This is a genomic window from Klebsiella sp. CD33, assembly GCF_051992865.1.
GTDB classification, from domain to species: Bacteria; Pseudomonadota; Gammaproteobacteria; order Enterobacterales; family Enterobacteriaceae; genus Klebsiella; species Klebsiella pneumoniae.
This window is the reverse complement of sequence record NZ_CP197023.1, coordinates 2191863-2217279: the sequence shown is the minus strand read 5'-3', so window position 1 is coordinate 2217279 and position 25417 is coordinate 2191863. Positions and strand designations below refer to the sequence as shown.

Genomic DNA, 25417 nt, shown 5'->3' with positions numbered 1-25417 from the left:
ACCCCTCTCATCAGCCCGCCCCCCGGTTGTATTGATTCCACAGCGGCTGGAGCTCCTCGCGCCACACCCGTTCGTTCAGGTCGCCGGCGTGCCGCCAGCGGATGATGCCCTGACCGTCTATGAGAAACGTCTCCGGCGCGCCATAAACCCCCAGATCCAGGCCGAGCATGCCGTTGCCGTCGTACAGGCTCAACCTGTACGGATTACCCAGGCGCTGCAGCCAGCTCATCGCCTTCTGGCGATCGTCTTTGTAGTTCATCCCCACCACCCGCACGCCCTGCTGCGCCAGGCCGTTGAGAAACTGATGCTCGGCGCGACAGGTTGGGCACCAGGTGGCCCAGACGTTGAGCAGCAGCGGCTTGCCGTCAATCAGCGTCCGTCGGTCCAGCGTCTGACCGGGGGTATTCAGCGCTTCAAGGCGAAATTCCGGCAGCGGTTTGCCAATCAGCGCCGACTCGAGGGTCGTCGGGTCATCGCCCTCGGCGTTGCGCATCAGTTGCCAGAACAGCGCGGCGGCCAGCGCCAGAAACAGCACCAGCGGGATAAACAGTAGCTTCCGGTTCATGAGGCCTCCTGCAGCTTCTTACGCATCCGGTAGCGCGGATCGAGCATGCAGCACAGACCGCCGAGGGCCATCAGCACCCCGCCGTACCAGATCCAGCGAACGAACGGTTTATAGTACAGACGCACCGCCCAGCTGCCGTCGCTCAGCTCTTCCCCCAGCGCGGCGTACAGATCGCGGGTCAGCCCGCCGCTGATCGCCGCCTCGGTCATCATCATCCGGCTGGCGGTGTAAAAGCGCTTCTCAGCATACAGCGTCGCTTCCGGGCGGCCGTTGCGGGTCACGGCGATAATGCCTTCGCCACCGGTCCAGTTGGGGCCGACGATATTGCGCACGCCGTTAAACACAAAGTGATAGCGGTGGATATCGATGCTGTCGCCGGGGCGCATCCGTACATCGCGCTCCACGCTGTAGTTCTGGCTGAAGGTGATGCCGATAACGGTCACCGCCACGCCGACGTGGCCGAGCACCATCCCCCACTGGCTGCGGGTCAGAGTGCGCAGGCCGCGCCAGAAGCCGTGGCGATGAGTGGCCCGTTCGTGAACCTCCAGCAGGGCGAAGATCAGCACCCACAGGGCCATCATCAGGCCAGTGACCGCCATGGCGGTGATACGATCCTGCAGCAGCCACGGCAGCGCCAGAGAAAGTGACAACGTCACCAGCAGAGCGATAATCAGGCGCTTAATCTGCCTGGCGACGTCATCGCGCCGCCAGCGGATCAGCGGCCCCAGCCCCAGCAGCAGCGCAAACGGCGCCATCAGGGCGGTGAACATGGTGTTAAAGAACGGCTCGCCGATGGAGATGCTGCCGAGGCCCAGCTCTTTATGCACCAGCGGCAGCAGCGTCCCGAGGAGCACCACCAGCATCGCGGCCATCAGCAAGATATTGTTGCCAAGCAGGAACGTCTCGCGCGACCAAAGCGTATGTTCCACCCGCGCCCGCACCCGGCCGCCCTTCAGGGCGTACAGCAGCAGCGATCCGCCGATGGCGACAATCAGCAGTACCAGAATAAACAGCCCGCGCGACGGATCCGAGGCGAAGGCATGCACCGAAACCAGCACCCCGGAGCGCACCAGGAAGGTGCCCAGCAGGCACAGGGAGAAGGCGGCGATGGCCAGCAGCACCGTCCAGGCGCGGAAGCTGCCCCGCTTTTCGGTCACCGCCAGGGAGTGCAGCAGCGCGGTTCCCACCAGCCACGGCATAAACGAGGCGTTTTCCACCGGGTCCCAGAACCACCAGCCGCCCCAGCCCAGTTCGTAGTATGCCCACGCCGAGCCCAGCACGATGCCGAGAGTGAGGAACATCCATGCCGCCTGGGTCCAGGGACGCGACCAGCGCGCCCAGGCAGTATCCAGCCGGCCCGCCAGCAGCGAGGCGATGGCGAAGGCGAAAGCCACCGAGAAGCCGACATAACCCATATAGAGGATCGGCGGATGGAAAATCATGCCGATATCCTGCAGCAGCGGATTGAGGTCGCGGCCATCAATGGGGTACTGCGGCAGGCCGCGGCTGAACGGATTGGAGGTGAAGAGGATAAACAGCAGGAAACCAAAGGCGATCATCCCCATCACCGCCAGCACCCGGGCGACGGCGTCGAGCGGCATCCGGCGGCTGAAGATGGCGACGGCGAAGGTCCAGACGCTGAGCAGCAGAACCCACAGCAGCAGCGAGCCCTCGTGCGCCCCCCAGGTCGCCGCCACCCGATACCACACCGGCAGCGCGCTGTTGGAGTTTTCCGCCACGTAGCGGACGGTAAAGTCATTGACCACAAAGGCGTGCACCAGCAGCAGGAAGGCGCCGCCGATACAGGCGAATAGCCCACAGGCCAGCGGCCGCGCCAGGGCCATCAGCCGCCGATCCTGCCGCGCCGCGCCCCACAGGGGATAGACGCTCAGGAGCAGCGCCAGCCCCGCCGCCAGACACAATAAAAAGTTGCCCAGCTCCGGCATCATGGCTGCGCCCCCGTTTTCTCCGGCGTCATGGCGTTTTTCACCTCCGGCGGCGTGTAATTTTCATCATGTTTGGCCAGCACCTGCTGGGCGGTAATATGCCGCTCGCCGTCCAGTACGCCCTGGGCCACCACGCCCTGCCCTTCACGAAACAGGTCCGGCAGAATGCCCTTATAGCTGACGTCCACCACCCCGCGGGCGTCATACAGCTTAAAGCGCACGTCGAGGGTTTGCGGGTCGCGCTGCAGGGAGCCCGGCTGAACGTAGCCTCCCACCCGCAGCCGCTGACCGGTATGGGGCAGCGCCCGGGTTTCCGTTTTGCCGTAGATAATTTCCCCCGGGGTGTAGAACAGATCGATATTGCTGCTCAGGGCGTACAGCGTCAGGCTGACGGTTAGCCCGAGGCCGGCGAGCACCGCCAGCACGATATACAGCCGGGTTTTACGACGCGCTTGCATCCGCGGCCTCCTTGTCATGTTCGCGGGCGGCAGCGATCCGCCGCTCGCGCGCCTGCTGGCGTCGTACCTCATGGAACAGCGCCCGCCGCGCCCACAGGGTATGCACCGTCAGCAGGCCAAAGGCGGCGACGGTCACGGCCACCGCCAGCCAGACGTACACGGCATAGCCGCCCATATTCAGGAAGGCGGCGAAAGACGAAAAGGCGGGGCTCATCGGGCGGCTCCTTTATTCACCAGCGCCACCACCCACGGTCGACGGCGCTCCAGTTGCAGGATCAGGTTACGCAGGCGCATCAGGGTCAGGGTGACCGACAGCGTGAGGAAGGCAAAGATGCAGATCCGCAGCGGCAGACGCATGCTTGGGTCGATGGTTTGCTGCAGGTTGGTCGAGCCCTGGTGCAGGGTGTTCCACCAGTAGACCGAGTAATGAATGATGGGCAGATTGACCACCCCGACCAGCACGAGGATCCCGGCCGCGCGCCCGGCCAGCCGCCGGTCGTCAAAGGCGTGCCACAGGGCGATGACCCCGGCATACAGAAACAGCAGCACCAGCTCCGAGGTCAGACGGGCGTCCCAGATCCACCAGGTCCCCCACATCGGCTTGCCCCATGCCGCGCCGCTGACCAGCGCCACCAGGGTGCAGACCGCCCCCACCGGCGCCAGGGCGGCGATCGCCAGATCGGCCATTTTGATCTGCCAGACCACCCCGACGAAGGCCGCGACGGCCATCGCCAGGTACAGCCCCATCGACCACATCGCCGCCGGGACGTGAAGGTACATGATCCGGTAGCTTTCCCCCTGCTGATAGTCCGCGGGGGCGAAGCCAAAGCCCCACCCCAGGCCGATGACCAGCAACAGCGCGCTCAACGCCGCCAGCCAGGGGATCCAGCATCCGCACAGGCGGTACAGCCGCTCGGGGATCGCCAGTTGATGTAACGCTTTCCACATAGACGCTTACTCACACGGTTATGATGGCCGCGCCCGCAGGCGCAGCGAGTTATCGCACGGTCAGCCGCAGCGCAGCGGCGGTGGCGAACGGACACAGGGTGGCGCTGGCGGTTAAGAACGCCGCCAGCATCGCCAGATAGCCGCCGACCGGGAGCCCGGCGGCGGCCGCCTGGCAGGCCGCGGTGGCGAAAATCAGCAGCGGCACCGCCAGCGGCAGCACCAGCAGGCTCAGCAGGACGCCGCCGCGCTTCAGGCCGACCGTCAGGCCAACCCCCACCGCGCCGAGAAAACTGAGCGTCGGGGTGCCGAGCAGCAAGGTCAGCGCCAGCACACCGGCGTCATGCAGACTCATCCCCAGCAGCAGCGCCGCCAGCGGCGAGACGATCAGCAGCGGCAGGCCGCTCATCATCCAGTGGGCAACCACCTTCACCAGCACCACCGCCACCAGCGGCGTCGGCAGGAGCATCAGTTGCTCCAGGGAACCGTCCTGCCAGTCGTCGCGAAACAACCGATCCATCACCAGCAGCGCCGCCAGCAGCGCGGCGACCCACACCACGCCCGGCGCAATCTGCGCCAGCAGCTGCGGCGCGGCGCCTACGCCGAACGGAAACAGGGTGATGACGATCAGAAAGAACCAGAGCGGATTGAGGATCTCCGCCCCGCTGCGCCACGCCAGGCGCAGTTCCCGGGCCAACAGCGCACGCATCATTGCCCGCCTCCCGCGTCGCCGCCGAGGCGCAGGGTGCGCAACGGACAGCCCAGCGGCCGCAGCGGCTGGTGGGTGGTGAGGATGGCGCATCCCCCCTGCCGGGCGTGCTGCTCCAGGCGACGGGTCAGGGTTTCCATCGCCGTGGCGTCGAGGGCGGTGAACGGCTCATCAAGGATCCACAGCGGCGCGTCGGTTAACCACAGGCGGGTGAGCGCCACCCGACGCTGCTGCCCGGCGGAGAGCTGGCTCAAGGGGAGGTCTTCATAGCCCGCCAGGCCGACGGCGGCGAGGGCGCTTTCCCGCTGCTGAAGGCGGCTGGCCGGAAAGAAGAAACGCAGGTTTTCATCGGCGGTCAGCGCCGCGTTAACGCCGGGTTTATGGCCCAGCCACAGCAGCTGACGGTGAAATGACTCCCGGACCTTCGCCAGCGGCTGGCCCTGCCAGCTCACCACCCCGCTTTCCGGGCGCGCCAGGCCGCAGAGGATCCGCAGCAGCGAGGTTTTCCCCGCGCCGTTATCACCGGCGACCTGCAGCAGCTCGCCGGCAGCGAGGGACAGCGTCAGCGCCGCAAACAGCGGTCGATCGTCAACGATGCAGGTCAGTCGCTCTGCATGCAGCATGAAGGCAAACTCCTTGATTCAGACAGTATTTTACGTCGTCGCTAAGTATGGGTTGCGCCGCGCGGGCGACGCAACCCTGACGGTTACTGTCCGGCCCCCGGCAGCTTCGAGATATCGGCGTTGCCTAACGCCTTCTCATCATGCGCCGCAGTCTCCTTACGCACCTTCGCCACATCGCTGGCGCTGACCGCCGGCGCGTTGTTGCCCCAGCTGGTGCGGATGAAATTGACCACATCCGCCACCTGCTGGTCGTCCAGGCGCCAGCCGAACGACGGCATGGTCAGGTTGGAGACCGCATCTTTCACCGCCGGCGTGGTGCTCCCGGTCAGAACGATGTGGATAAGCGAAGTGGCATCTTCCGTCTGTACCACCGGGTTGCCCTTCAGCGACGGGAAGGCGCGTTTATAGCCCGCGCCGTCGGTGCGGTGGCAGGCGGCGCAGTTATCGACGTACAGCGCGGCGCCGGTTTTACTGTCGTTACCCTTCCACAGATCTTTCGCCACGCTGTCTTCCACCGGGGCTGGGGTCTGTTTGCCGCCGCGCGGCGGGAGCGACTTCAGGTAGCGGGCGATGGCGGTGATGTCGTCATCAGAGAGATACTGCAGACTATGCTCCACCACATCGCTCATGCCGCCGAAGACCACCGATTTATCGTTGCGTCCGGTTTTGAGGAACTCGGCCAGCTCGGCTTCGCTCCAGGTCCCCAGACCGTCGCGGTTTTCGCCGCGCAGGCTGGAGGCGACCCAGCCGTCAATCGGCGCATTGCTGCCCGCCAGGTAATCATCGCCTTCGCTTTCGCTGAGCGCTTTTTCCTGCATCGTCAGGCTACGCGGGGTATGACAGGCGCCGCAGTGGCCCAGACCTTCCACCAGATAGCGGCCGCGCTCCAGCACCGGGTCAACCTGCGGGTTGGCGACAAAGTCGCTCGGCGTCGGGGCGAAGATGCCGCGCCAGAACGCCAGCGGCCAGCGCATCGACAGCGGCCATGGGATGTCGGTGTCCTTGTTGGCGACATTCACCGGCTCCACGCCGTGCATAAAGTAGGCGTACATGGCGCGCATGTCCGCTTCGCTGATCCGCGCGAACGAGGGATACGGCATCGCCGGATAGAGCGTGGAACCGTCTTTCCGCACGCCCTTGCGCACCGCGTCGTCGAACTCTTCGAAGGTGTACCCGCCAATGCCGTGTTCTTTATCCGGCGTGATATTGGTGGAGTAGATGGTGCCGATCGGCGTCTCCATCGGCAAACCGCCGGCGAAAGGTTTCCCCGCTTTGCCGTTGGTGTGGCAGGCGACACAGTCCCCCGCCCGCGCCAGATACTCCCCCTGCTTAATCAGATTGCTGTCCGCAGGCGCCTCTTCGGCAAAAGCCGCGCAGCTCAATGCCCCAAGCACCAGGGCCGATAACCATTGCATTTTCATCATCTGCCTTCCTTTATGCCTGCACCAGGGGACCCGGATTTTTCAGATACTGCTCACGGATCGCCTTCGCTGACCAGTAGGCCAGCGCGGCCACCGTGCCGGTTGGGTTGTAGCCCAGCCCCTGCGGGAACGCGGAGGCGCCGATGACGAAGACGTTATGCACGTCCCAGCTTTGCAGATAACGGTTCACGGCGCTGGTTTTCGGATCTTCCCCCATCACCGCCCCACCGTTCATATGGGTGGTCTGGTAGGTGGTGGTATCAAAGTGGCTGTTGGCGTTTTTTGGGCTGCCGAGGATATATTTCGGCTTCATCGCTTTGGCGATCGGCGCCATCTTATCGAACATAAACTGCGCCATCTTGATGTCGTTTTCCTGCCAGTCGAAGGTCATGCGCAGCAGCGGCTGGCCAAAGACGTTTTTGTAGTTCGGATCAAGATCGAGGTAGTTCTGCCGATAGGACTGGTGCGCGCCGTGGGCATCCATCGACAGGTGATGGGTGTAGGTATCGGCCACCGCCGCTTTCCACTTGCTGCCCCACGCCGGGGTGCCCGGCGGTACCGGGAAACCGGAGATGGGCTTGGTCCCGGCCTGGTTGACCCAGAATGGCGAACCGCCGACAAAGCCCGCCGCGCCGTGGTCGAAGTTGTCGGCGTTGAAGTCGTCGACCCCGACGCCGTTGCCGCCCGCGCCGATAAACGGGTTGGTATAGGTGTCTTTGTCGAAAATGGCCTTGATGGTGGTCATGTTCTGGTAGGCGAAGTTACGCCCCACCACCCCTTCGCCGGTCTCCGGATTGTACGGTTTGCCGATCCCGGAGAGCAGCATCAGGTGCACGTTGTGGAACTGGAAGGCGCCGATAATCACCAGGTCCGCCGGCTGTTCCATTTCGCGCCCCTGGCCGTCGACGTAGGTCACGCCGGTGGCGCGGGATTTGTCGTCGGTCAGGTTGACCTTCAGCACGTTGGCGTTGGTCCGCAGCTCAAAGCGTTTTTCCTGGCGCAGCGCCGGCAGAATGTTCACGTTCGGCGAGGCTTTAGAGTACATGTAGCAGGCGTAGCCGCTGCAGAAACCGCAGAAGTTGCACGGGCCCATCTGCGCGCCGTAGGGGTTGGTATAGGAGTCGGAGGTGTTGGCCGACGGCAGGTTATAGGGGTGATACCCCACTTCCAGCGCCGCTTTTTCAAACAGTTGCGCCGACCAGGTGTTTTTCTGCGCCGGCAGCGGGAAGTCGTCCGAGCGGTCCGGGGCGAAGGCGTTGCCGCCGCGGCCTTTGCCGACGACCTTGCCTTTGATCGACCAGGCGGTCCCGGAAGTACCGAATACTTTTTCCGCTTTATCGAAGAATGGTTCCAGCTCGTCGTAGGTGACGCCGAAATCCTGGATAATCATATCCTGGGGGATGAAGTTTTTGCCGTAGCGTTCTTCATAGTGGCTGCGCATCCGCAGCTCAATGGGATCGACGCGGAAATGGACGCCGGACCAGTGCAGCCCGGCGCCGCCCACGCCGGTACCCGGCAGGAAGGCCGCCAGCTGGCGATAGGGCACCGCCTGCTGGCTGGTGTTATGCCGGATGGTGACGGTGCTTTTCGACAGATCCTGGAACAGCTTGCGGCGGATGTTGTAGGTCAGCTCATCAATCACCTGCGGATAGGCGCCGTCCGGCCAGGTGTCGCGCATCGGGCCGCGCTCCAGCGCGACGACGTTGAGCCCCGCTTCGGTCAGCTCTTTGGCCATGATCGCCCCAACCCAGCCGAAGCCGACGATCGCGACATCGGTTTTTTTCAATACGGTGGCCATGATTACGCCCTCTCCCCATTAATTGATACCGGCGGGAAGGGGTAGCGTTCGCCCCGTTCAACCCAGTCCATAAAGTCGGCGCGCGCGCCGGGAAAATTAATCAGCGTCCAGCCGACCATGCCTTTATTGCCGCCATGGATCGGGTCGCTGAAGAACCCTTCGCGGGTGTTTTGCAGCAGATAGGTGAAGAACAGCGAGGCCGGCAGCTGTTTGAACTCGGCTTTACCCGATTCCCACAGGCCGAGCGCCTCGTCCTGCTGCTCGCTGCTCAGTTCAGCGAAGGTTTTATGATATTTGTCCTGACACCACGCCTCGGCGTCGGCGATCCCGAGGTTATAGATCTGTTTGGGCACCAGCGGCAGCTGATAACCCATCTCTTTCGGCACGTCGGGATTGAAGGGCCCCTGCATATACCAGATGGAGCCGGTGGCGTAAGGGGTATTGAGCTGGCGGTCGATAAACTCCGGGACGCCGGCCTCTTTGGCGCCGGGACCGAGTTCATCCGCCGGGATTAAGCGAGCGACGGCGGCGTTGATAAACGCCCACTCACGATCGTTGAAGAACTGCGGCTTCCAGTCGCTGGCCCTCGCGGTGTTCCCGGAGGCTGGCTCTGAAGCGGGGGCCGCCTGCGCGGTCGCGCTGGTGGCCACGCCAATAGCCCCTGCTCCCGCGCCGCCGATCACCACCGTCGGGATCAGCGCCATCGATTTAACCAGGAAATCACGCCTGGAATTGTTGGTTTTCTCGCTCGACATCATCACATTCCTGTCATTGAAAATTACTGTTTTTGTCGCTGACAAAACCAGTGAATGTCGTGCTGGAACCGATACCATTGCGCTTTTAAACCGCTTAGCGTCTGGCCCGGCCCGGCAAGTCGGATAAAACATCGCCAGAGGCGATATCATTTATAGGGTTATCGTTTGGATAGTAGACGATTCTCAACGAAACGCGGGAAATCGGAGAGAAATTCACCGGTCTGTCATCGTGAGAAGAGTGCTGCCATAACCTTGAGGCGGTAAACCAGCGGCATTCACACCGCGCTGAGCTTACCCATGCGCCAAAAAAGAGTGACTTGTATCACAAATGTTATTTTTTGTTTATGGTACATGGCAGATTAAACGTCTGTAAATACTCGTATTAGGAATAATTAAACATTTTGAGCTGTTAAAAAAGTTAATAACCGTTGTTAACTATCTTGTATCTATTGTCCGGCTAGCGCCTTCAGCTGGCGATATCCCATCCACAGGAGAAGAGAAGATATGTTCGATCATGTGAAATTCGGCGTTAGCGACTATGCCGCCAGCAAAGCGTTCTTTTTGCAGGCCCTTGCCCCGCTTGGCGTAACGCTGGTTGGCGAAGGCGAACCGAGCTACGGCGCAGAGTTGGCCGGCAGCGGCGATGCTTCTCTATGCCTCTATCAAAGTGCGGAAAAACCGGCGCCGCTGCACATTGCCTTTCGCGCCGACAGCCGCGAGCAGGTCGATGCCTTCTGGCAGGCGGCGCTGGCCGCCGGAGGAAAGGACAACGGCGCGCCGGGGCTACGGCCAAACTACCACGCCAGTTACTACGCCGCGTTTGTGATTGCGCCAGACGGGCACAATATTGAAGCCGTGTGCCATCTGGCGGGGTAAGCTGAGCGGAAAAAAATTCCCACGTCCGTGGGAAACGCTGAAGGTATGGATGTGTCGGATTCAGCTGACCGGCTCAATGAGGGCGGACAACAGTCCGTTGAAGTGGGTATGTGACTCAATGACATAATCCGGGGAGACTTTATCGCGGATTTCGAAACGGTCATCTGTGAAGCTGTAGACAATCACGGACATGCCCTCTTCACCAATGATTACTTTGCCAATGAGGTTCGGATCGACATAGATTTCGTTAATACGCGTATCAAAGTTTCGAACAAAGATATTCGACCATGCAGGTTCACCGTTCTCTGCCTGCACCAGGCTGTACAATGTCATGCCATTGTACTCACCCCCATCCATAATATTGAACATATCAGCGTAGTCCGGCCGACTAATCAATAGTCGTTGAATATCCTCATAGACCCTTCTTTTCTTGTCCTCCCATTCAACAGGCGCGACTTTGTGCATTAAATCTGCCATGACGTCTGGGTCTACAGGGTCGGCTACGGGATAATTACCTTCAACCATCAGCGACTTCAGGTTACGAATCGTGAAATAGCGCTTTAGCTGGGCGGAGAATAAAACTGGCATTGCGATTGTTTTTCCTTTCTCGTCGCAAAACTCGACCAGATAGCCAGTTGTTGGCGAATTAAAAACCATAACAATAGTACCAAGCGTTCCTTTTACCAGCCCTTCATTCGGCAAATCCTCACTTAAAACCACAACGTCTAATTCGGCACTTTTCATTTTAATTTCCTTATCAAACGAAAACAGGCCCCACACGTGTGGTGAAGACCCGAACAGGGAACCGGAGAATTTTCTTTTTTAGACACACCCCCACACAGGTGAGGAAGACAGCCCATATACTCTGACAAAACCATGCTTAACAGAAACACCCCCACGCATGTGGGGAAGACACCAGCATATTGTGTTTAGCGGCGTATTAAAACGCCAGATTTACAACAATTGCACTCCGCAGGGTTTCCGCATCAGCATCAACATTCATCAAACGAAAAAGTATGTCCCCATATCACCACCGTCGACTTGCTGCTGACCTGGGCCGGTCTACCCTACTGGCCTGCCCGCCCCGCAGCCAGGCGCAAAACGCTTTTGTCATACCCAGAATATAGCGCGTCATCCTGGCGCTTGCCTTCCGTGGCTTCGCGTAGTTACCGCTGCGGAAAAATCCACACATCCTCCGCCGGGAGCGTCAGATGGCAGTGTTCGGCATCGCGCAGCGCCGTTCCGTAGGCGCGCAGCGGAAAGTCGTCGCCTTCGGTACGGAACAGGTACTCCCAGCGGTCGCCGAGGTACATGCTGGTCAGCAGCGGTAGCTGGAGGCTATTATCCTGCGCGGCGCCGTCAAGTCGCAGGCGCTCGACGCGGATTACCGCCGTCGCCGGCTCGCCAACGCTAACCCCCTCGCCCGCTCGCCCCCACAGGCTCCAGCTGGCGCCTTCGATCCGCGCCCTGCCGTTCTCCAGCGCCATCACTTTGCCGTGCAGGCGGTTATTGCTGCCCATAAACTCAGCGGCGAACAGCGTCGCCGGGCTGCCGTACATCTCCTGCGGGGTCCCCTGCTGCTCAATGACGCCATTGTTCAGCAGCAAAATACGATCGGAGATGGCCATTGCTTCATTCTGATCGTGGGTGACCATCAGCGCCGAGAGGCCCAACTTAATGATCAGCTCGCGCAAAAACACCCGCGCCTCTTCGCGCAGCTTGGCGTCAAGGTTGGAGAGCGGTTCATCCAGCAGGATCACCGGCGGGTTGTAAACCAGCGCCCGGCCGATGGCCACCCGCTGCTGCTGGCCACCGGAGAGCTGGTGCGGATGGCGGTTGCCAAGGTGCCCCAGCCCCAGCTGATCCAGCACACGCTGCACCCGCTCTTTTATCTCCCCGGCGGCCACTTTACGCAGCTTCAGCGGATAGGCCACATTGTCGAACACCGTTTTGTGCGGCCACAGGGCATAGGACTGGAACACCAGGCCGAGGTTACGCTCTTCGGCCGGGATCTCGCTGCGCGGCGTGCCGTCGTACACCGTGCGGTTGCCGATGGCGATCCGTCCGCTCGTCGGTTTTTCCAGCCCGGCCACCGCCCGCAGCAGCGTGGTTTTCCCGCTTCCCGAAGGCCCCAGCAGCGATACTACCTCCCCCCGGCCGAGCGTCATGGACACCCCCTTCAACACCGGGTTGTCGCCATAGGTGAGATGCAGATTTTCTACCGATAACTCAATCATGTAATTTCACTCCAAAGCGCAGGGCGATACCCAGGCCAATCACCACCAGCAGAATATTGATAAAGGAGAGCGCCGCGACGATATCGATGGCCCCCGCCGCCCACAGCGACACCAGCATCGAGCCGATGGTTTCGGTACCCGGCGACAGCAGATAGACGCCGGTGGAATACTCGCGCTCAAAGATCAGGAACATCAGCAGCCAGGAGCCAATCAGCCCATAGCGCGACAGCGGAACGGTCACGTGGCGGGTGATCTGCCCCCGCGAGGCGCCGGTGCTACGCGCCGCCTCCTCCAGCTCCGGGCCCACCTGCAGCAGCGTCGAGGAGATGAGCCGCAGGCCGTAGGCCATCCACACCACGGTGTAGGCCAGCCAGACGCTGAAGATGGTGTTGCGCAGGGCGCGCAGCTGCACGATAAGGTGCTCCCGCAGCCAGTCGGCCACCGGCAGCGCCGAGAGCCAGCCGTGCTTCAGCGACTGATCGAGCCACATCGGTACAAACAGGAATACCCACAGGAAGGCCAAGCCGGCCAGCAGCCCCGGTACCGCGCGCGGGACCAGCACGCTGTAGTCGAGAAAGCGGGTGACGTTATCCGCTTTGCGGTGCATGGCGATGCCGACAAACAGATAGCAGATCACCGCCAGCGCGCCGCCGATGATGCCGATAGCCATCGAGTTGACGATCGCCCGCAGCAGGTTGGGCTGCTGCCAGATATTGTGGAACGTCGCCAGCGACAGCTCATCCCATAGCGACACGCCGACGCCCCAGTTGGAGATAAAAGCGCGCAGCGCCACGCCGAGCAGCGGTACGCCGATGGTCACCGTCAGCCAGGCCACCACCACCGCCCCGGCCACCCAGCGCCATTTGCCCAGCGGCAGCGCCCGCGCCTGGGACGCCTTGCCCTTCATGGTGACAAAGCGGTTGGCGGTGCGCATCAGCCGCCGCTGGAGCATCACCAGCGGGATGGTGATGCAGATCAGCACTACCGCCACCGCCGCCATCAGATGGTAGGAGGGGGTGCCGAGCTTGTTGGTCAGCTTATAGAGATAGGTCGCCAGCACCATGTTGCCCTCGGGGTCGCCCAGCACCAGCATCAGACCGAAAACCTCCAGACCGAGGAAGAAGAGCAGCACGCAGGCGTAAAGGATGGATGGCCGCACCATCGGCAGACTCACCGAGGTCATCACCTGCAGCGGCGTGGCGCCGACGGTGCGCGCCGCCTCTTCCACGTCGGAACCGACGCTGCGCAGCGCCGAAGAGATATAGAGATAGGCATGCGGAACGTGAGTTAAGCCGGCGATGACCACAATGCTGAACATCGAGTAGATATTCCACGGCACAAAGCCGATCAGCTGCTGCGCCCACTGGGAAAAGAAGCCTACCGGCCCGGCGGCCACCACGTAGCCAAAGCCCAGCACCATCGGCGAGACGAAGATCGGCACCAGGATCAGCGGCTCAATGATCCGCCGGCCGGGTAAATCGGTGCGCACCATCAGAAACGCCAAAATACCGCCCAGTGGAATGGCAATAATCACCAGGCCAAAGGCCAGAATAAAACCTGACTTTAATGCCAGATAAAAATCCGGGTCGGTAAAAATAAAGGCGAAGGCTTCCAGACTCCACGATTTGGAGCGGGAAAAGAACGGTGCCGAAAGAAAACTCTGCACCACAATAAATAACAGCGGGACATAAATCACCAGCGCCGTGATGCACACCACCACGCCGCGCGGCAGCCCCTGCCACTTTCTGCGTAATACGTTCATGGTTCATCCCTTCGGTCAGGTGAATAAACCCGCCGGGTGTGAATAGGAGCATCGGCGATGCCCCAGGGGAGGATTATTTCGCGGCGGCGCTGCGCCATTGTTTAATAAACTGCAGACGTTTTTGCGGCTGTAAATAATCGAGCAGCGTTTCGTTGACCGGGATCGGTTTTAACGCTTTGCCCAACAGCGCGGTCATACCGTCGATATCATTTTTACCTGCAATATCGCGACGAATAGAGGGAATATCCGCCTGGCTGGCGAGGATCTGCTGGCCTTTTTCCGACAGGACATAATCCAGCCACAATCTCGCCGCATTGGGATGTTCGCTCTCCTGGCTAATAAACGAGACGCGGGAGAGCACCAGCACGTAATCTTTCGGATAGGCAATACCTAAAGAGGGATCGTTTTTCGCCCGCGCTTCGGCATAAGAGCCAAGAATGTTATAGCCGATCAGGTTTTCGCCGGAGGAGACGCGCTCCATCATTGTGCCGGTGGAAGACTGCACCGTCAGGCCGCCTTTGGCGATATTCGCCAGGTCGGCAAAATAGTTCGCGTCGGCCTGGCTGTCCTGTACCGCCAGCATAAAGCCGAGGCCCGATTTTTCGATATCGTAGGTGGTGACTTTGCCTTTAAATTTATCGGCCTGGCTGGCGATAAGTTTTGCCAGCGCGGTATGCGAATCCGGAACCTCATTCTGCGGGATCAGCCGTTTGTTATAGATAAACACCACCGGCTCATAGGTAGTGCCATAGGCTTTCTGCTGCCAGACCGCCCAGTCGGGTAATTGCTTCACCTCCGGCGAGGCATATTGTTCGGCGTATTCGGTGGCTAATTTCAGCGCGGTATCCATCGATGAGCTCCACACCACATCCCCGCTGCCGCCCCCGGCGGCCTGTTCGCTGATATAGCGGTTATACAGCTCGGTACTGTTCATGTCGTTATATTCGACTTTTACACCCGGGTATTGCGCTTCAAATCCCTTAATTAACGGCCCGGCCGCTTTGGTATCGGTCGTGGAATAGATCACCACCTTGCCCTCTTTTACGGCGGCATCAATCGTTTTTTGATAATCCGCGGGATAGCCCGCAGGCACCTCCGCCCAGGCGGCACAGGCGAAAACGGCCGTCAGTGAAACCACTAAACCACTTATTTTCTTATACATGATACCAACCTTTAATCATCAATTAATAAACACAAATTTAACATATAGTGGTATCAGCTCCCCTTGCAACGACGGGGATGGCTTTTTTCTGGCTTTTGTGACACTGGCAGAATTTAAAAATGTGGTGTTTATGGCGTTAATTAAAACGCGATCCCGGCCTGGTTTTTTATCGTCTGTCGGATGCGCAGGCGCTGGCGCAGCGGCATGTTGCCGGGAGACTCCGCCCTTGACCTTCTGCGCCGGGCGGCGCAGCATAAAACGGCAAACATAACAAAATAACAACAGACTACAGGAGAGAATCAGTGCCTACAGGACACCGCTTTCTGGCGACGGATCTGCATCAGTTTGTCGTCTCACTGTTTATCCATCTCGGCAGTACCCCAGGGGAAGCCACCCTCGTCGCGGACCATCTGATCGCCGCCAATCTTGCCGGACATGACTCCCACGGCGTCGGGATGATCCCCAGCTACGTCAAATCCCACGCCGGTGGTTTTCTGCAGCTCAACCGCCACGCCACGGTGACCAAAGACGCCGGCGCCGTGGTCACCCTCGACGGCAACGCCGGCTTCGGCCAGGTGGTCGCCCACGAGGCGATGCAGTTAGGCATTGAAAAGGCGAAGCAGCATGGTATGGCGGCTATCGCCCTGCGCAATGCGCATCACGTCGGACGCATCGGCTACTGGGCCGAACAGTGCGCCGCCGCCGGGCTGATCTCCATTCACTTCGTCAGCGTCATCGGCGACCCGATGGTCGCCCCGTTCCGCGGGAAGGACAGCCGCTTCGGCACCAACCCGTTGTGCGTGGTGTTTCCCCGCGCGGGCCATCCGCCGCTGCTGCTGGACTACGCCACCAGCGCCATCGCCTTTGGTAAAACCCGCGTCGCCTGGCATAAAGGCGAAGCCGTGGCCCCCGGCTGCCTGATTGACGCCGAGGGTCGACCCACCACCGACCCGGCGGTGATGCAGACCTCTCCGCTGGGCGCCCTGCTCACCTTCGCCCAGCACAAAGGCTATGCCCTGGCGACGCTGTGCGAAGTGCTCGGCGGCGCGCTCTCCGGCGGGCAAACCACCCATCAGGAGAGCCTGCAGACCAGCGTCGACGCCATCTTTAACTGCATGACCACGGTCATCCTGCGCCCGGACGCGTTCGATGCCCCGGACAGCCAGGCACAGACGGAGGCCTTTATCGCATGGTGTAAGCAGTCGCCGCACGATGCCGATGCCCCGGTGCTGGCGCCCGGCGAATGGGAGGCCGCCAACCGCGAAGCGCGGCTGGCGCAGGGGATCCCGCTGGATGCCGGCAGCTGGCAGGCTATCTGCGCCGCCGCGCGCGACGTCGGCCTGAGCGAATCGCACTTCGACCGCTGCCGCCCTCTCGCCTAGCCGCGTTTTACTCCCGCAGAGCGTCTGACGTCGGCGCTCTGCGTCATCGTCATTAGTGACGAGGTCATGCTCCCGTCATCAATCTCTTTTCATTTTTCAATACAGATCAAGAGCTTAAATTCTGGCACAAGACCTGCATAGCACAACAGGCCTGCGTCTGCATCACCACCAGGCGATACCGCGATCGTTGCCCGTCGGGCCCGGCGCGACAGCGATCCTCAGTTCACTGTTAACAGGTCTGTTACTGATGAAAAAAATCACGAGCGTGTGCCCCTACTGCGGGGCGGGTTGCAAACTTAAACTGGTTGTCGACAACAATAAAATCATTCGCGCGGAGGCCGCCGACGGCGTCACCAACCAGAACCAGCTGTGCCTGAAAGGCTACTACGGCTGGGATTTTCTTAACGATACGCAGCTCCTGACGCCCCGTCTTAAACAACCGATGATCCGCTACCAGAAAGGCGGCGCCTTCACGCCGGTCAGCTGGCAGGAGGCGATTCGCTATACCGCCAGCAAGCTCAGGGAGATCAAAGAGAAGCATGGCCCGCGCGCCATCATGACCACCGGCTCCTCGCGCGGCACCGGCAACGAAACCAACTATGTGATGCAAAAGTTCGCCCGCGCGGTGCTGAACACCAATAACGTCGACTGCTGCGCCCGCGTCTGCCACGGCCCCTCCGTCGCCGGGCTACAGCAGGCGCTGGGCAACGGGGCGATGAGCAACTCGATTAGCGACATCGAAAACTCGAAGTGCCTGCTGGTCTTTGGCTACAACTGCGCCGACTCCCATCCCATCGTCGCCCGCCGGGTAATCAAGGCCCGGGACAACGGCGCCAAAATCATCGTCTGCGATCCGCGGCGCATTGAAACCGCGCGCATTGCCGATCATCATCTGCAGCTCAACAACGGCAGCAACATGGCGCTGGTAAATGCCTTCGGCTATGTGCTGCTGGAGGAGGAGCTGTACAACAAAACCTATGTCGAACGCTATACCGAAGGGCTGGATGCTTACCGCGAGGCGGTGAAGGATTACGCCCCGGAAGCGGTGGAAGGGATTGTCGGGGTCAGCGCGCGGGAAATCCGGGAGGCGATGCGCATGTTCGCCGCCGCCCCATCCGCCACCATTATGTGGGGCATGGGGGTCACCCAGTTTGGCCAGGCGGTGGACGTGGTGCGCGGCCTGGCAAGCCTGGCGCTGCTCACCGGCAACCTGGGACGGCCCAACGTCGGCGTGGGGCCGGTCCGCGGGCAAAACAACGTACAGGGCGCCTGCGATATGGGCGTGCTGCCGAACCTGTTTCCCGGCTATCAGGAGGTCACCGACCCCGCCGTGCGGGCGAAATTCGCCGCCGCCTGGGGCATCGACCCGGCGCTGATGGACGACCAGGTCGGCACCCGCATCACCGAGGTGCCGCATAAAGCGCTGACCGGCGAGATCAAAGCCTATTATATTATGGGCGAAGATCCGCTGCAGACCGAAGCCGACCTCGGCCTGGTGCGCAAAGGCATCGAGGCGCTGGACTTCGTGGTCGTGCAGGACATCTTCATGACCAAAACAGCGGAAATGGCCGATGTCCTGCTGCCGGCCACCTCCTGGGGCGAGCACGGCGGCGTCTTCACCTGCGCCGACCGCGGGTTCCAGCGGTTTGAACAGGCGATCCCTCCGGCGGGAAATGTGAAGCGCGACTGGGAGATCATTAGCCTGCTGGCCAGCGAATTGGGCTATCCGATGCACTATGAGAACAACCAGCAAATCTGGGACGAGATGCGCGAGCTCTGCCCGCTGTTCTACGGCGTGACCTGGGAGAAAATGGGCGATATGGGCCATGTCCAGTGGCCGTGCCCGACCCTCGATCATCCCGGTACGCCATGGCTGTATAAAGACAACCGCTTCGACACCCCCTCGGGTAAAGGGCAGCTGTTCGCCACCGCCTGGCGCGCGCCGGCGGAGCGCCCGGATGACGAGTGGCCGCTGGTGCTCTGCACCGTGCGGGAAGTCGGGCATTATTCCTGCCGCTCGATGACCGGCAACTGCGCCGCGCTGCAGTCGCTGGCCGACGAGCCGGGACGGGTGCAGATGAATCCCGCGGATGCGCAACGACTGGGGATCGCCGACAAACAGCTGGTGTGGGTCAGCTCCCGGCGCGGGAAGGTGATCTCCCGCGCCGACCTCAGCAATCGCATCAATCCGGGGGCGGTCTATATGACCTATCAGTGGTGGGTGGGCGCCTGCAATGAGCTGACCCAGGATAACCTCGATCCGATCTCCAAAACGCCGGAAACCAAATACTGTGCGGTGAAAGTGGAAGCGATTGCCGACCAGCAATGGGCGGAGCGCTATGCCTGGACGGCCTACAGCGACATGAAAGCGCGACTGAAAGCCGCTGCCGACGTCTGACCTCAGGGAGCGCAGCGCGCTCCCTCTGCCGCTGCCGGTGGGTTACGCCGCCGGCAGCTGTTTCTCCACCAGCCCCACCCACATGGCGACGCCGGGGCCGATCAGCGCATCGTTAAAGTCATAGCTGGCGTTATGCAGCGGCTTCGACGGGGTTTCGCCGTCGGTGCCTATCCAGAAATAGGCCCCCGGACAGGCCTCCAGCATGCAGGCAAAATCTTCGGAGGCCATCGACGGCGCCTGATTCCAGCGCACCGCTTGCGCGCCGAGAGTGGCGGCAGCCACCTCGCGCACCTGCTGCGCCTGCAGCGCATGGTTTTTGGTCACCGGATAGCCCGGGAACCAGCTAATCTCGCCCTGCACATCGGACACCTGCGGCTGGGTCGCCACATAGCGCTCGATAAGCTCCCGCACGCGGGCGCGAACGCGATTGCTCAGACAGCGGAAGGTACCGCGCAGCACCACGGTGTCCGGCAGGACGTTGATCGCCTCGCCGCCGTTTATCTGGGTGATGCTGACCACTGCGGAATCCTGCGGCGACAAGCGGCGGGAAGGAATGGTCTGCAGCGCCATTATCAGCTGCGCCGCCGCGACGATCGGATCGGCCCCGCTCTCCGGCATCGCCGCATGACAGCTCTTTCCGCGCAGGGTGATCTCGAAGGCGTCCAGCGAGGCCATCATCGCGCCATCGCTGAGCGCCACTTCGCCAAGAGGGATCCCCGGCCAGTTATGCAGCGCGTAGATGGCGTCCATCGGGAAGCGCTCAAACAACCCCTCCTCCACCATTTTGCGCGCGCCGCCGAGGTTCTCTTCCGCCGGCTGAAAGACAAAGTGGACGGTGCCGCTGAAATGGCGGGTCTGCGCCAGATGGGCGGCGGCCGCCAGCAGCATCGCGGTATGGCCATCGTGGCCGCAGGCGTGCATCACCCCGGGACGGCGTGAACGGTAGCTGACGCTCCCCAGCTCGGTGATCGGCAGGGCGTCCATATCGGCGCGCAGGCCGATAACCGGCCCGGGGCCGTTCTCCAGCGTCGCCACGACGCCGGTGCCAGCCAGCCCGCGGTGCACCTGCAGCCCAAACGAGGCCAGCAGCTCCGCAACGCGGCGCGAGGTCTCCTGTTCCTGATATCCGAGCTCAGGCGCGGCGTGAAATTCACGTCGCCAGCCAACGGCTTCGGCGATCAGTGACGGCGATACGGCCATGTATTACTCCTTTCCTGCATAGCGTAATGCTGAATAATCGGTCATGCGTCGCGTTTTTCCCCGTCGCTCACCGGCGTCGGGGCGCTGCCGCTCCCTCCGTTATATCCTGTCGTTACCACGCTGACAACGTCACGAAATGCGGCGGCGGCGCGGCGTACAGCCCACCTGCCGCCCTGCGGCCCTTTTTTGGTAGTGATTTCAACGGTGACAACGGCCAGTCGATTAATTATTATGCAACTCAGGACGGCAATTTGCCGAAGGATCCACTACTGACCTCTCCGTCATCGGAAATAAAATGTTTAACCCAGACCAGAATCGTCTTGCCCCCACGCTGGCGATGATCATGGCCGCGTCGCTTGTGGGATTTATCACCGGCTATACGGTGCCGTTAATCAGTCTTGAGCTGGCGCAGCAGCAGATCGCGCCGCTGTACGTCGGCCTGCTGGCCGCCCTGCCGCCCGCCGGCATGATGATCTCCTCTTTCCTCTCTCCTGCGCTGTGCCGGCGCGTTGAAATGGGCGTGCTGCTGAGCGGCAGTCTGATCCTGCTGGCGCTGGCGACCATCGCCTCATGCATGACTACCGATATGACGCTGCTTTTGCTGCCGCGCCTGCTGACCGGCCTGGCCTCCGGGGTCATTATCGTACTCGGCGAAAGCTGGATCACCGGCGGCGCGGCGGGCAGCCAGCGCGCTACCCTCACCGGTCTCTACGCCTCGGCCTTTACCGGCTGCCAGCTGGCCGGGCCGCTGCTGATCTCCGTCGGCCCCGCCTGGCAGACATCAGCGCTGATCGCGATTGTCGCGGTCACCGCCGTCTGCCTGCTGATGCTGCGCCATCTGCCCACCGGCACTCGTGAAAGCCTCGGGGAGCGCGCCAGCTGGCGCAGCCTCGGCGCCTTTCTGCCGGTACTGGCCTCCGGGGTCTTCTGCTTCGCCTTCTTTGACGCCAGCATCCTCGCCCTGCTGCCGCTGTACGGCATGGACAAAGGGCTGAATGAAGGGCTGGCGGTGCTGCTGGTCACCGTGGTGCTGACCGGAGATGCGATGTTCCAGACCCCGCTAGGCTGGCTGGCCGACCGGGTCGGGATTCGCCGCGTGCATCTGAGCTGCGCGGTGGTTTTCAGCCTGTCGCTGCTGGCCCTGCCGCTGATGCTCGGCTCGCGCATTCAGCTGATGGCCATTTGTCTGCTGCTGGGCGCCGCGGCGGGCGCGCTTTATACCCTGTCGCTGGTGCGGGCGGGGAAAACCTTCAATGGGCAGAAGCTGATTATGATTAACGCCCTGTTCGGCTTTTTCTGGTCCGCCGGCAGCGTTGCCGGGCCGGTAGTCAGCGGCATGCTGATCGGCATCACTGGTTACGATGGCCTGATCGTCACCCTGGTGGCCAGCGGCGTGCTGTTCCTGTTGATTCAGTGTCTGTGCAAAAACGAGAAAACCCTGCTTGCCAGTGAGCAGGAAGATGACATGGACGAGGCGACGGAGTCCGCACGGTAGTCCTCACGGGCTGGCCTGGCGCCAGCCCTTTTTTATGGCCCTCACCGGAGGGTATCCTGTTCTTGCTGGCTCACTGCTGTTAACCATTGCCGGCCCCCCAGCCGAGAGGAAATCCCATGGAAAGTAATACCTTACATCGTGGCAGATTGATCGATCATATTCTGCTGGTTGTCGAAGACTTTGAGGCAAGCAAAAACTTCTATACCGCCGTACTGTCGGCGCTGGAGATCCCGGTTATCACCACCTCCAACGAATACTTGCTGGCCGACGAACTGGTGGTGGCCTCACGCCACAGCCCGGAGGCTGCCGGGAAACTGACTGGGCGCCACCACCTGGCATTCCAGGCCAGAGATCGTGACATGGTGGACGCTTTTTACCATGCGGCACTGACCCATGGCGGACGTGATAACGGCGCGCCTGGCGAACGACACTATCATCCTGGTTACTATGCCGCTTTTGTGCTGGATCCGCAGGGGAATAATATTGAGGCGGTGTACCATGGCAAGGCTGAGCGCAGCGCCGGGTCTGTTGCGATCAGCTTCACGCAGTAAGCGGGCGAAAGTCACATTTTCTTACCTGCGCAATTCCCATAATAAATGTGGGTGTTATCATTTCCTTGATAAATAATTCATACCCATAGCTGAGGCGTCGATGCTGGAAAACCTAATCATCTGATAATCAGACTTCCGACCATCACTGGCCGGACTGATTATCACTGCGCTGAAATCGAATGCGGACACTGGCGAGTGTTCGCCTATTTTGCCCATGATGATGACACAGGTTTCCCGGTATGAATGTTTCCCCTCAGGAGCAAGCGACTTTATTCATTCTCGTCCCCTGCGGACAAACGCTCCACATCCACGCGATGGCAGCGAGACCCCTCCCTCGCATAAGAAACGTCCCCCCCAGCCAGTTAACCCGGTGCGTTATCCCTCTGCCATGCTCGATCACTCCCTCTGCATGCCGTTGCGTTGCCTTACCCAATGACCGTCGTCAGGCGAATTTTATCTTTCGATTTGTCATTCCGCGGCCAGCCTGTGACGACAGTCGCAAGGGATCCACATCAACCAGGCCCCGATACCAGGGAAACCGTCACCGACCAGGGAGTCTTCGCGTATGAAATTAGCGTTGGGACCGTACATCCGTTTTAGCAGAATCTTGTTATTTCCGCTGGCGATGGTTATCTATGATTTTTCTGCTTATCTGACTACCGATCTCATTCAGCCGGGTATTATCCACATCATCCGGGAATTTGAGGCTGATGTTGCGTTAGCCCCGGCCTCTGTCAGCCTCTATTTAGCCGGGGGGCTGGCATTACAGTGGCTGCTGGGGCCGCTCTCCGACCGCATTGGTCGCCGCCCCGTACTACTGACCGGAGCCATCATCTTTGCTTTGGCCTGCTTCAGCATGATCTTTGTCACGTCGATTGATCAATATCTTATCGCCCGTTTTATCCAGGGAACCAGTATCTGCTTCATTTCGACAGTCGGTTATGTCTCCATCCAGGAGGCTTTTGATGAAAAAGAGTCTATCCGCATTATGGCGGCGCTGACATCCATCGTTTTGCTGGCGCCGGTAATCGGGCCCCTGGCGGGCGCTGGCCTGATGAATTTCCTGCACTGGAAGTTATTGTTTGCGATCATCGGCGCCATGAGCTTGCTGGCCTGGGCGTTACTGATTTTTAACATGCCAGAAACGGTCACCTCTCAGGGCCGGGGGTTTCGTCCGGGAGAGGTATTTTCCGAGTTTGTCCGCGCCTTTAAACAGCCGGTGGTGCTCACGGGCGCGCTGGCGTTGTCATTCAGTAACCTGCCGATAATCACCTGGGTAGCACTCTCTCCGGTGATCCTGATCGATGACGGCGGGATGTCGCGCGGCGCCTATGCCTGGACCCAGGTGCCTGTCTTTGGCGGCGTTATTATTGCCAGCATCATCGTGGCCCGTTTTATCAAGGATCCGACCTCTCCCCGCTTTATCTGGCGCACTATCCCGATACAGCTGACCGGGTTGTTGGTATTACTGGCGGGAAATATTGCATGGCCCCATACCTGGTGGTGGTCCGTTTCAGGAACAAGTCTCTATGCCCTCGGAACAGGCCTGTTGTTCCCCGTATTATTCCGTTTTGCGCTTTTTTCCCACTCCCTGCCGAAAGGGACGGTTTCAGCCACCATCAACATTGTGGCGCTCAGTTTTATGGCGGCCTCGGTGGAAGTAGCGCGCTGGGTTTACTTCCAGGCTGGCGGCAGAATTGCTTTTCACTGCCTGGCGCTGATAGCAGGAATCGTCGTCATCATGCTGGTCTCGCGCTTGTTAAAACTCCGTCAGCAACATCTTCTTCAGCCAGCCTGAAGGTTTAGGCCTTTTTGCCCGCAACAGGAGAACACTATGTTTTCATACATTATGCTGGGAACGAACGATCTGCCACGCGCCATCAAGTTCTATGACCCGTTAATGGCGCTGCTGGGACACGTCAAAGCCGGCCGTAACGAACAGGGGGCGTCCTGGGGCACCTTCAACGGCAATCACACCTGCGGGCTGTGCGTGGGTGTTCCTTTTGACCAGCAGCCTGCCGGGGTGGGTAATGGAACGATGGTGGCGCTTAACGCCCGCTCCGTCGCACATATTGCGGAACTGCATGCCCTCGCCCTGCAACTCGGCGGACGTGACGAAGGCGGTCCCGGTCACCGGCCGCAGTATGGCGACGGTTTTCACAGCGCCTACGTCCGCGATCCCGACGGCAATAAGCTGGCATTTGTTTACTATGCGTCTGCAGATTGAATGGCTGCAGCGGAGGTGGCTTATGCAGACGGAGATAAGGGAGTCAGGACGGCCAACTTCGCCGTCCTTATTCACCGAGGAATAAAAAGCCAGCAGCTCAAGCGCTGCGGCTTATCTTCCCGGCAAGTGATCTACCGCAAAGTGATAACGTAATCCGGCGTCGCGCATACAGCGTTTCCGCCGCCAGCTGAAAATCATATTCCATCGCCTTCAGCTTTTTCGTCTTGAGCTGTTTTAGTGAAATACCCTCGATATGCCCTGTCGCGACCAACCACCGGATTTCAGCCGTACTCAGCTTGAGCTGTTTTTTCAGTATTGATAGCAGGCTGATGCGAAATGGCTGACTGACTCTGACGCGCACCGTTATCCGCTGACATGCCATCAACGTAACCGACCATTGCTCGTGAATACGAAAATCAGGTTGCCCCGACGGCTCGGCGCGGTTGCGCTTCAGCGTCGCGAGGTCAGCGGCATAATAGTGAACCATGGCTGCATCGTTCTGCAGCAGGCGCTGAAGCAGTTCACGGTTTATCTTGCTGACGTGCAGCCTGGAAAACAGGGCGATATTCCAGGTGTAATCGCAGTGCGTGCATTTATAGATGCTCCAGATATCCAGCAGCTTCTTTTGCGAATTCACCCGGATGGCGCCGGAAGGCGCGAAGTCGCGTTTCACATTGCAGGCGGGGCAGCGTTTGGCAATGTGCTGATACCCCACGGGCGTGACCGTCCATGTAACTGTCATAACGTACCTTTTTTAACCCATACGAAACCGAGTCCGTGATTAACGGACCATGATTTTTGGCGTATGAAAAATAGTTAATCGCTATTTTTCAGTGGGTTAAAAAAAAGATTTCCAACGTTATTTTCCTGGAGAAGTCCTAATCGACACCCTGAGATTAACAAAGGG

23 protein-coding genes are annotated in these 25417 nt (G+C 60.5%); 7 read left to right on the top strand and 16 right to left on the bottom strand.

What is annotated here, in order from left to right; translation table 11 throughout:
- Positions 1-10 precede the first annotated feature (10 nt).
- The 10 genes from ACR809_RS10990 to ACR809_RS10945 form a co-directional block, all read right to left on the bottom strand.
- Positions 11-565 (bottom strand): DsbE family thiol:disulfide interchange protein, encoded by a 555-nt coding sequence (locus tag ACR809_RS10990; protein ID WP_060655969.1) that lies wholly within the window; start codon positions 563-565, stop codon positions 11-13.
- Positions 562-2514 carry a heme lyase CcmF/NrfE family subunit gene (locus tag ACR809_RS10985; protein ID WP_116955292.1) on the bottom strand — a complete coding sequence of 651 codons (1953 nt, stop codon included), beginning with the start codon at positions 2512-2514 and terminating at the stop codon, positions 562-564. The genes ACR809_RS10990 and ACR809_RS10985 overlap by 4 nt, the downstream gene beginning before the upstream one ends.
- Positions 2511-2969 carry a cytochrome c maturation protein CcmE gene (gene ccmE / locus ACR809_RS10980; RefSeq protein ID WP_004143391.1) on the bottom strand — a complete coding sequence of 153 codons (459 nt, stop codon included), beginning with the start codon at positions 2967-2969 and terminating at the stop codon, positions 2511-2513. Before ccmE ends, ACR809_RS10985 begins: the two co-directional genes overlap by 4 nt.
- Positions 2953-3183, bottom strand: coding sequence for a heme exporter protein CcmD (gene ccmD, locus ACR809_RS10975; RefSeq protein ID WP_004143390.1), 231 nt, complete (start codon positions 3181-3183; stop codon positions 2953-2955). The genes ccmE and ccmD overlap by 17 nt, the downstream gene beginning before the upstream one ends.
- A complete protein-coding gene (locus tag ACR809_RS10970; RefSeq protein WP_002908223.1) occupies positions 3180-3917 on the bottom strand; it encodes a heme ABC transporter permease in 738 nt (245 codons plus the stop codon). The genes ccmD and ACR809_RS10970 overlap by 4 nt, the downstream gene beginning before the upstream one ends.
- Positions 3918-3966: 49 nt before the next feature.
- The gene (gene ccmB / locus ACR809_RS10965) at positions 3967-4626 is read right to left on the bottom strand and encodes a heme exporter protein CcmB (protein WP_004151166.1); all 660 of its coding nucleotides are present in this window, start codon (positions 4624-4626) and stop codon (positions 3967-3969) included.
- Complete coding sequence (gene ccmA / locus ACR809_RS10960) at positions 4623-5246, bottom strand: cytochrome c biogenesis heme-transporting ATPase CcmA (RefSeq protein WP_004151165.1); 624 nt, start codon at positions 5244-5246, stop codon at positions 4623-4625. The genes ccmB and ccmA overlap by 4 nt, the downstream gene beginning before the upstream one ends.
- Before the next feature lie 83 nt (positions 5247-5329).
- Positions 5330-6670: a c-type cytochrome gene (locus ACR809_RS10955; protein ID WP_004217197.1), complete on the bottom strand. Its 1341-nt coding sequence runs from the start codon at positions 6668-6670 to the stop codon at positions 5330-5332.
- Between the two features lie 10 nt (positions 6671-6680).
- On the bottom strand, positions 6681-8465 hold the full coding sequence (locus ACR809_RS10950; protein WP_002908285.1) for a GMC family oxidoreductase: 1785 nt from the start codon (positions 8463-8465) through the stop codon (positions 6681-6683).
- Between the two features lie 2 nt (positions 8466-8467).
- Complete coding sequence (locus tag ACR809_RS10945; RefSeq protein WP_162992532.1) at positions 8468-9223, bottom strand: gluconate 2-dehydrogenase subunit 3 family protein; 756 nt, start codon at positions 9221-9223, stop codon at positions 8468-8470.
- 501 nt (positions 9224-9724) lie between these two features.
- On the opposite strand from ACR809_RS10945, the gene ACR809_RS10940 reads away from it, so the two are divergent.
- On the top strand, positions 9725-10096 hold the full coding sequence (locus tag ACR809_RS10940; protein WP_002908289.1) for a VOC family protein: 372 nt from the start codon (positions 9725-9727) through the stop codon (positions 10094-10096).
- A 60-nt stretch (positions 10097-10156) separates the two neighbouring features.
- Here ACR809_RS10940 and ACR809_RS10935 read toward each other — a convergent pair whose 3' ends face one another.
- The 4 genes from ACR809_RS10935 to ACR809_RS10920 form a co-directional block, all read right to left on the bottom strand.
- Positions 10157-10840: a YrhA family protein gene (locus ACR809_RS10935; protein WP_122051244.1), complete on the bottom strand. Its 684-nt coding sequence runs from the start codon at positions 10838-10840 to the stop codon at positions 10157-10159.
- 422 nt (positions 10841-11262) lie between these two features.
- Positions 11263-12333, bottom strand: a complete 1071-nt coding sequence (locus ACR809_RS10930; RefSeq protein WP_002908292.1) for an ABC transporter ATP-binding protein — start codon at positions 12331-12333, stop codon at positions 11263-11265.
- A complete protein-coding gene (locus tag ACR809_RS10925) occupies positions 12326-14095 on the bottom strand; it encodes an ABC transporter permease (protein WP_029497075.1) in 1770 nt (589 codons plus the stop codon). The genes ACR809_RS10930 and ACR809_RS10925 overlap by 8 nt, the downstream gene beginning before the upstream one ends.
- A 73-nt stretch (positions 14096-14168) precedes the next feature.
- Complete coding sequence (locus tag ACR809_RS10920) at positions 14169-15257, bottom strand: ABC transporter substrate-binding protein (protein ID WP_020802897.1); 1089 nt, start codon at positions 15255-15257, stop codon at positions 14169-14171.
- A 302-nt stretch (positions 15258-15559) separates the two neighbouring features.
- Here ACR809_RS10920 and ACR809_RS10915 point away from each other — a divergent pair, with 302 nt between their 5' ends.
- Positions 15560-16639: a malate/lactate/ureidoglycolate dehydrogenase gene (locus tag ACR809_RS10915; protein WP_102012755.1), complete on the top strand. Its 1080-nt coding sequence runs from the start codon at positions 15560-15562 to the stop codon at positions 16637-16639.
- A 247-nt stretch (positions 16640-16886) separates the two neighbouring features.
- Entirely contained in the window at positions 16887-19037 is a 2151-nt protein-coding gene (fdhF, locus tag ACR809_RS10910; RefSeq protein WP_122051242.1) for a formate dehydrogenase subunit alpha, read from the top strand.
- Positions 19038-19079: 42 nt separating this feature from the next.
- Here fdhF and ACR809_RS10905 read toward each other — a convergent pair whose 3' ends face one another.
- Positions 19080-20237: a M20 aminoacylase family protein gene (locus ACR809_RS10905; protein ID WP_002908364.1), complete on the bottom strand. Its 1158-nt coding sequence runs from the start codon at positions 20235-20237 to the stop codon at positions 19080-19082.
- A gap of 295 nt (positions 20238-20532) precedes the next feature.
- On the opposite strand from ACR809_RS10905, the gene ACR809_RS10900 reads away from it, so the two are divergent.
- From ACR809_RS10900 to ACR809_RS10885, 4 genes are all read left to right on the top strand, one after another.
- Complete coding sequence (locus ACR809_RS10900) at positions 20533-21732, top strand: MFS transporter (protein WP_004148650.1); 1200 nt, start codon at positions 20533-20535, stop codon at positions 21730-21732.
- Positions 21733-21848: 116 nt separating this feature from the next.
- Entirely contained in the window at positions 21849-22283 is a 435-nt protein-coding gene (locus tag ACR809_RS10895) for a VOC family protein (protein ID WP_040148252.1), read from the top strand.
- Between the two features lie 565 nt (positions 22284-22848).
- Positions 22849-24081 carry a multidrug efflux MFS transporter MdtM gene (locus ACR809_RS10890; protein ID WP_002908368.1) on the top strand — a complete coding sequence of 411 codons (1233 nt, stop codon included), beginning with the start codon at positions 22849-22851 and terminating at the stop codon, positions 24079-24081.
- Positions 24082-24117: 36 nt separating this feature from the next.
- A complete protein-coding gene (locus tag ACR809_RS10885; RefSeq protein ID WP_002908370.1) occupies positions 24118-24510 on the top strand; it encodes a VOC family protein in 393 nt (130 codons plus the stop codon).
- 97 nt (positions 24511-24607) lie between these two features.
- Here ACR809_RS10885 and ACR809_RS10880 read toward each other — a convergent pair whose 3' ends face one another.
- A complete protein-coding gene (locus ACR809_RS10880; RefSeq protein WP_162992576.1) occupies positions 24608-25225 on the bottom strand; it encodes a DUF1062 domain-containing protein in 618 nt (205 codons plus the stop codon).
- Positions 25226-25417: the final 192 nt, after the last annotated feature.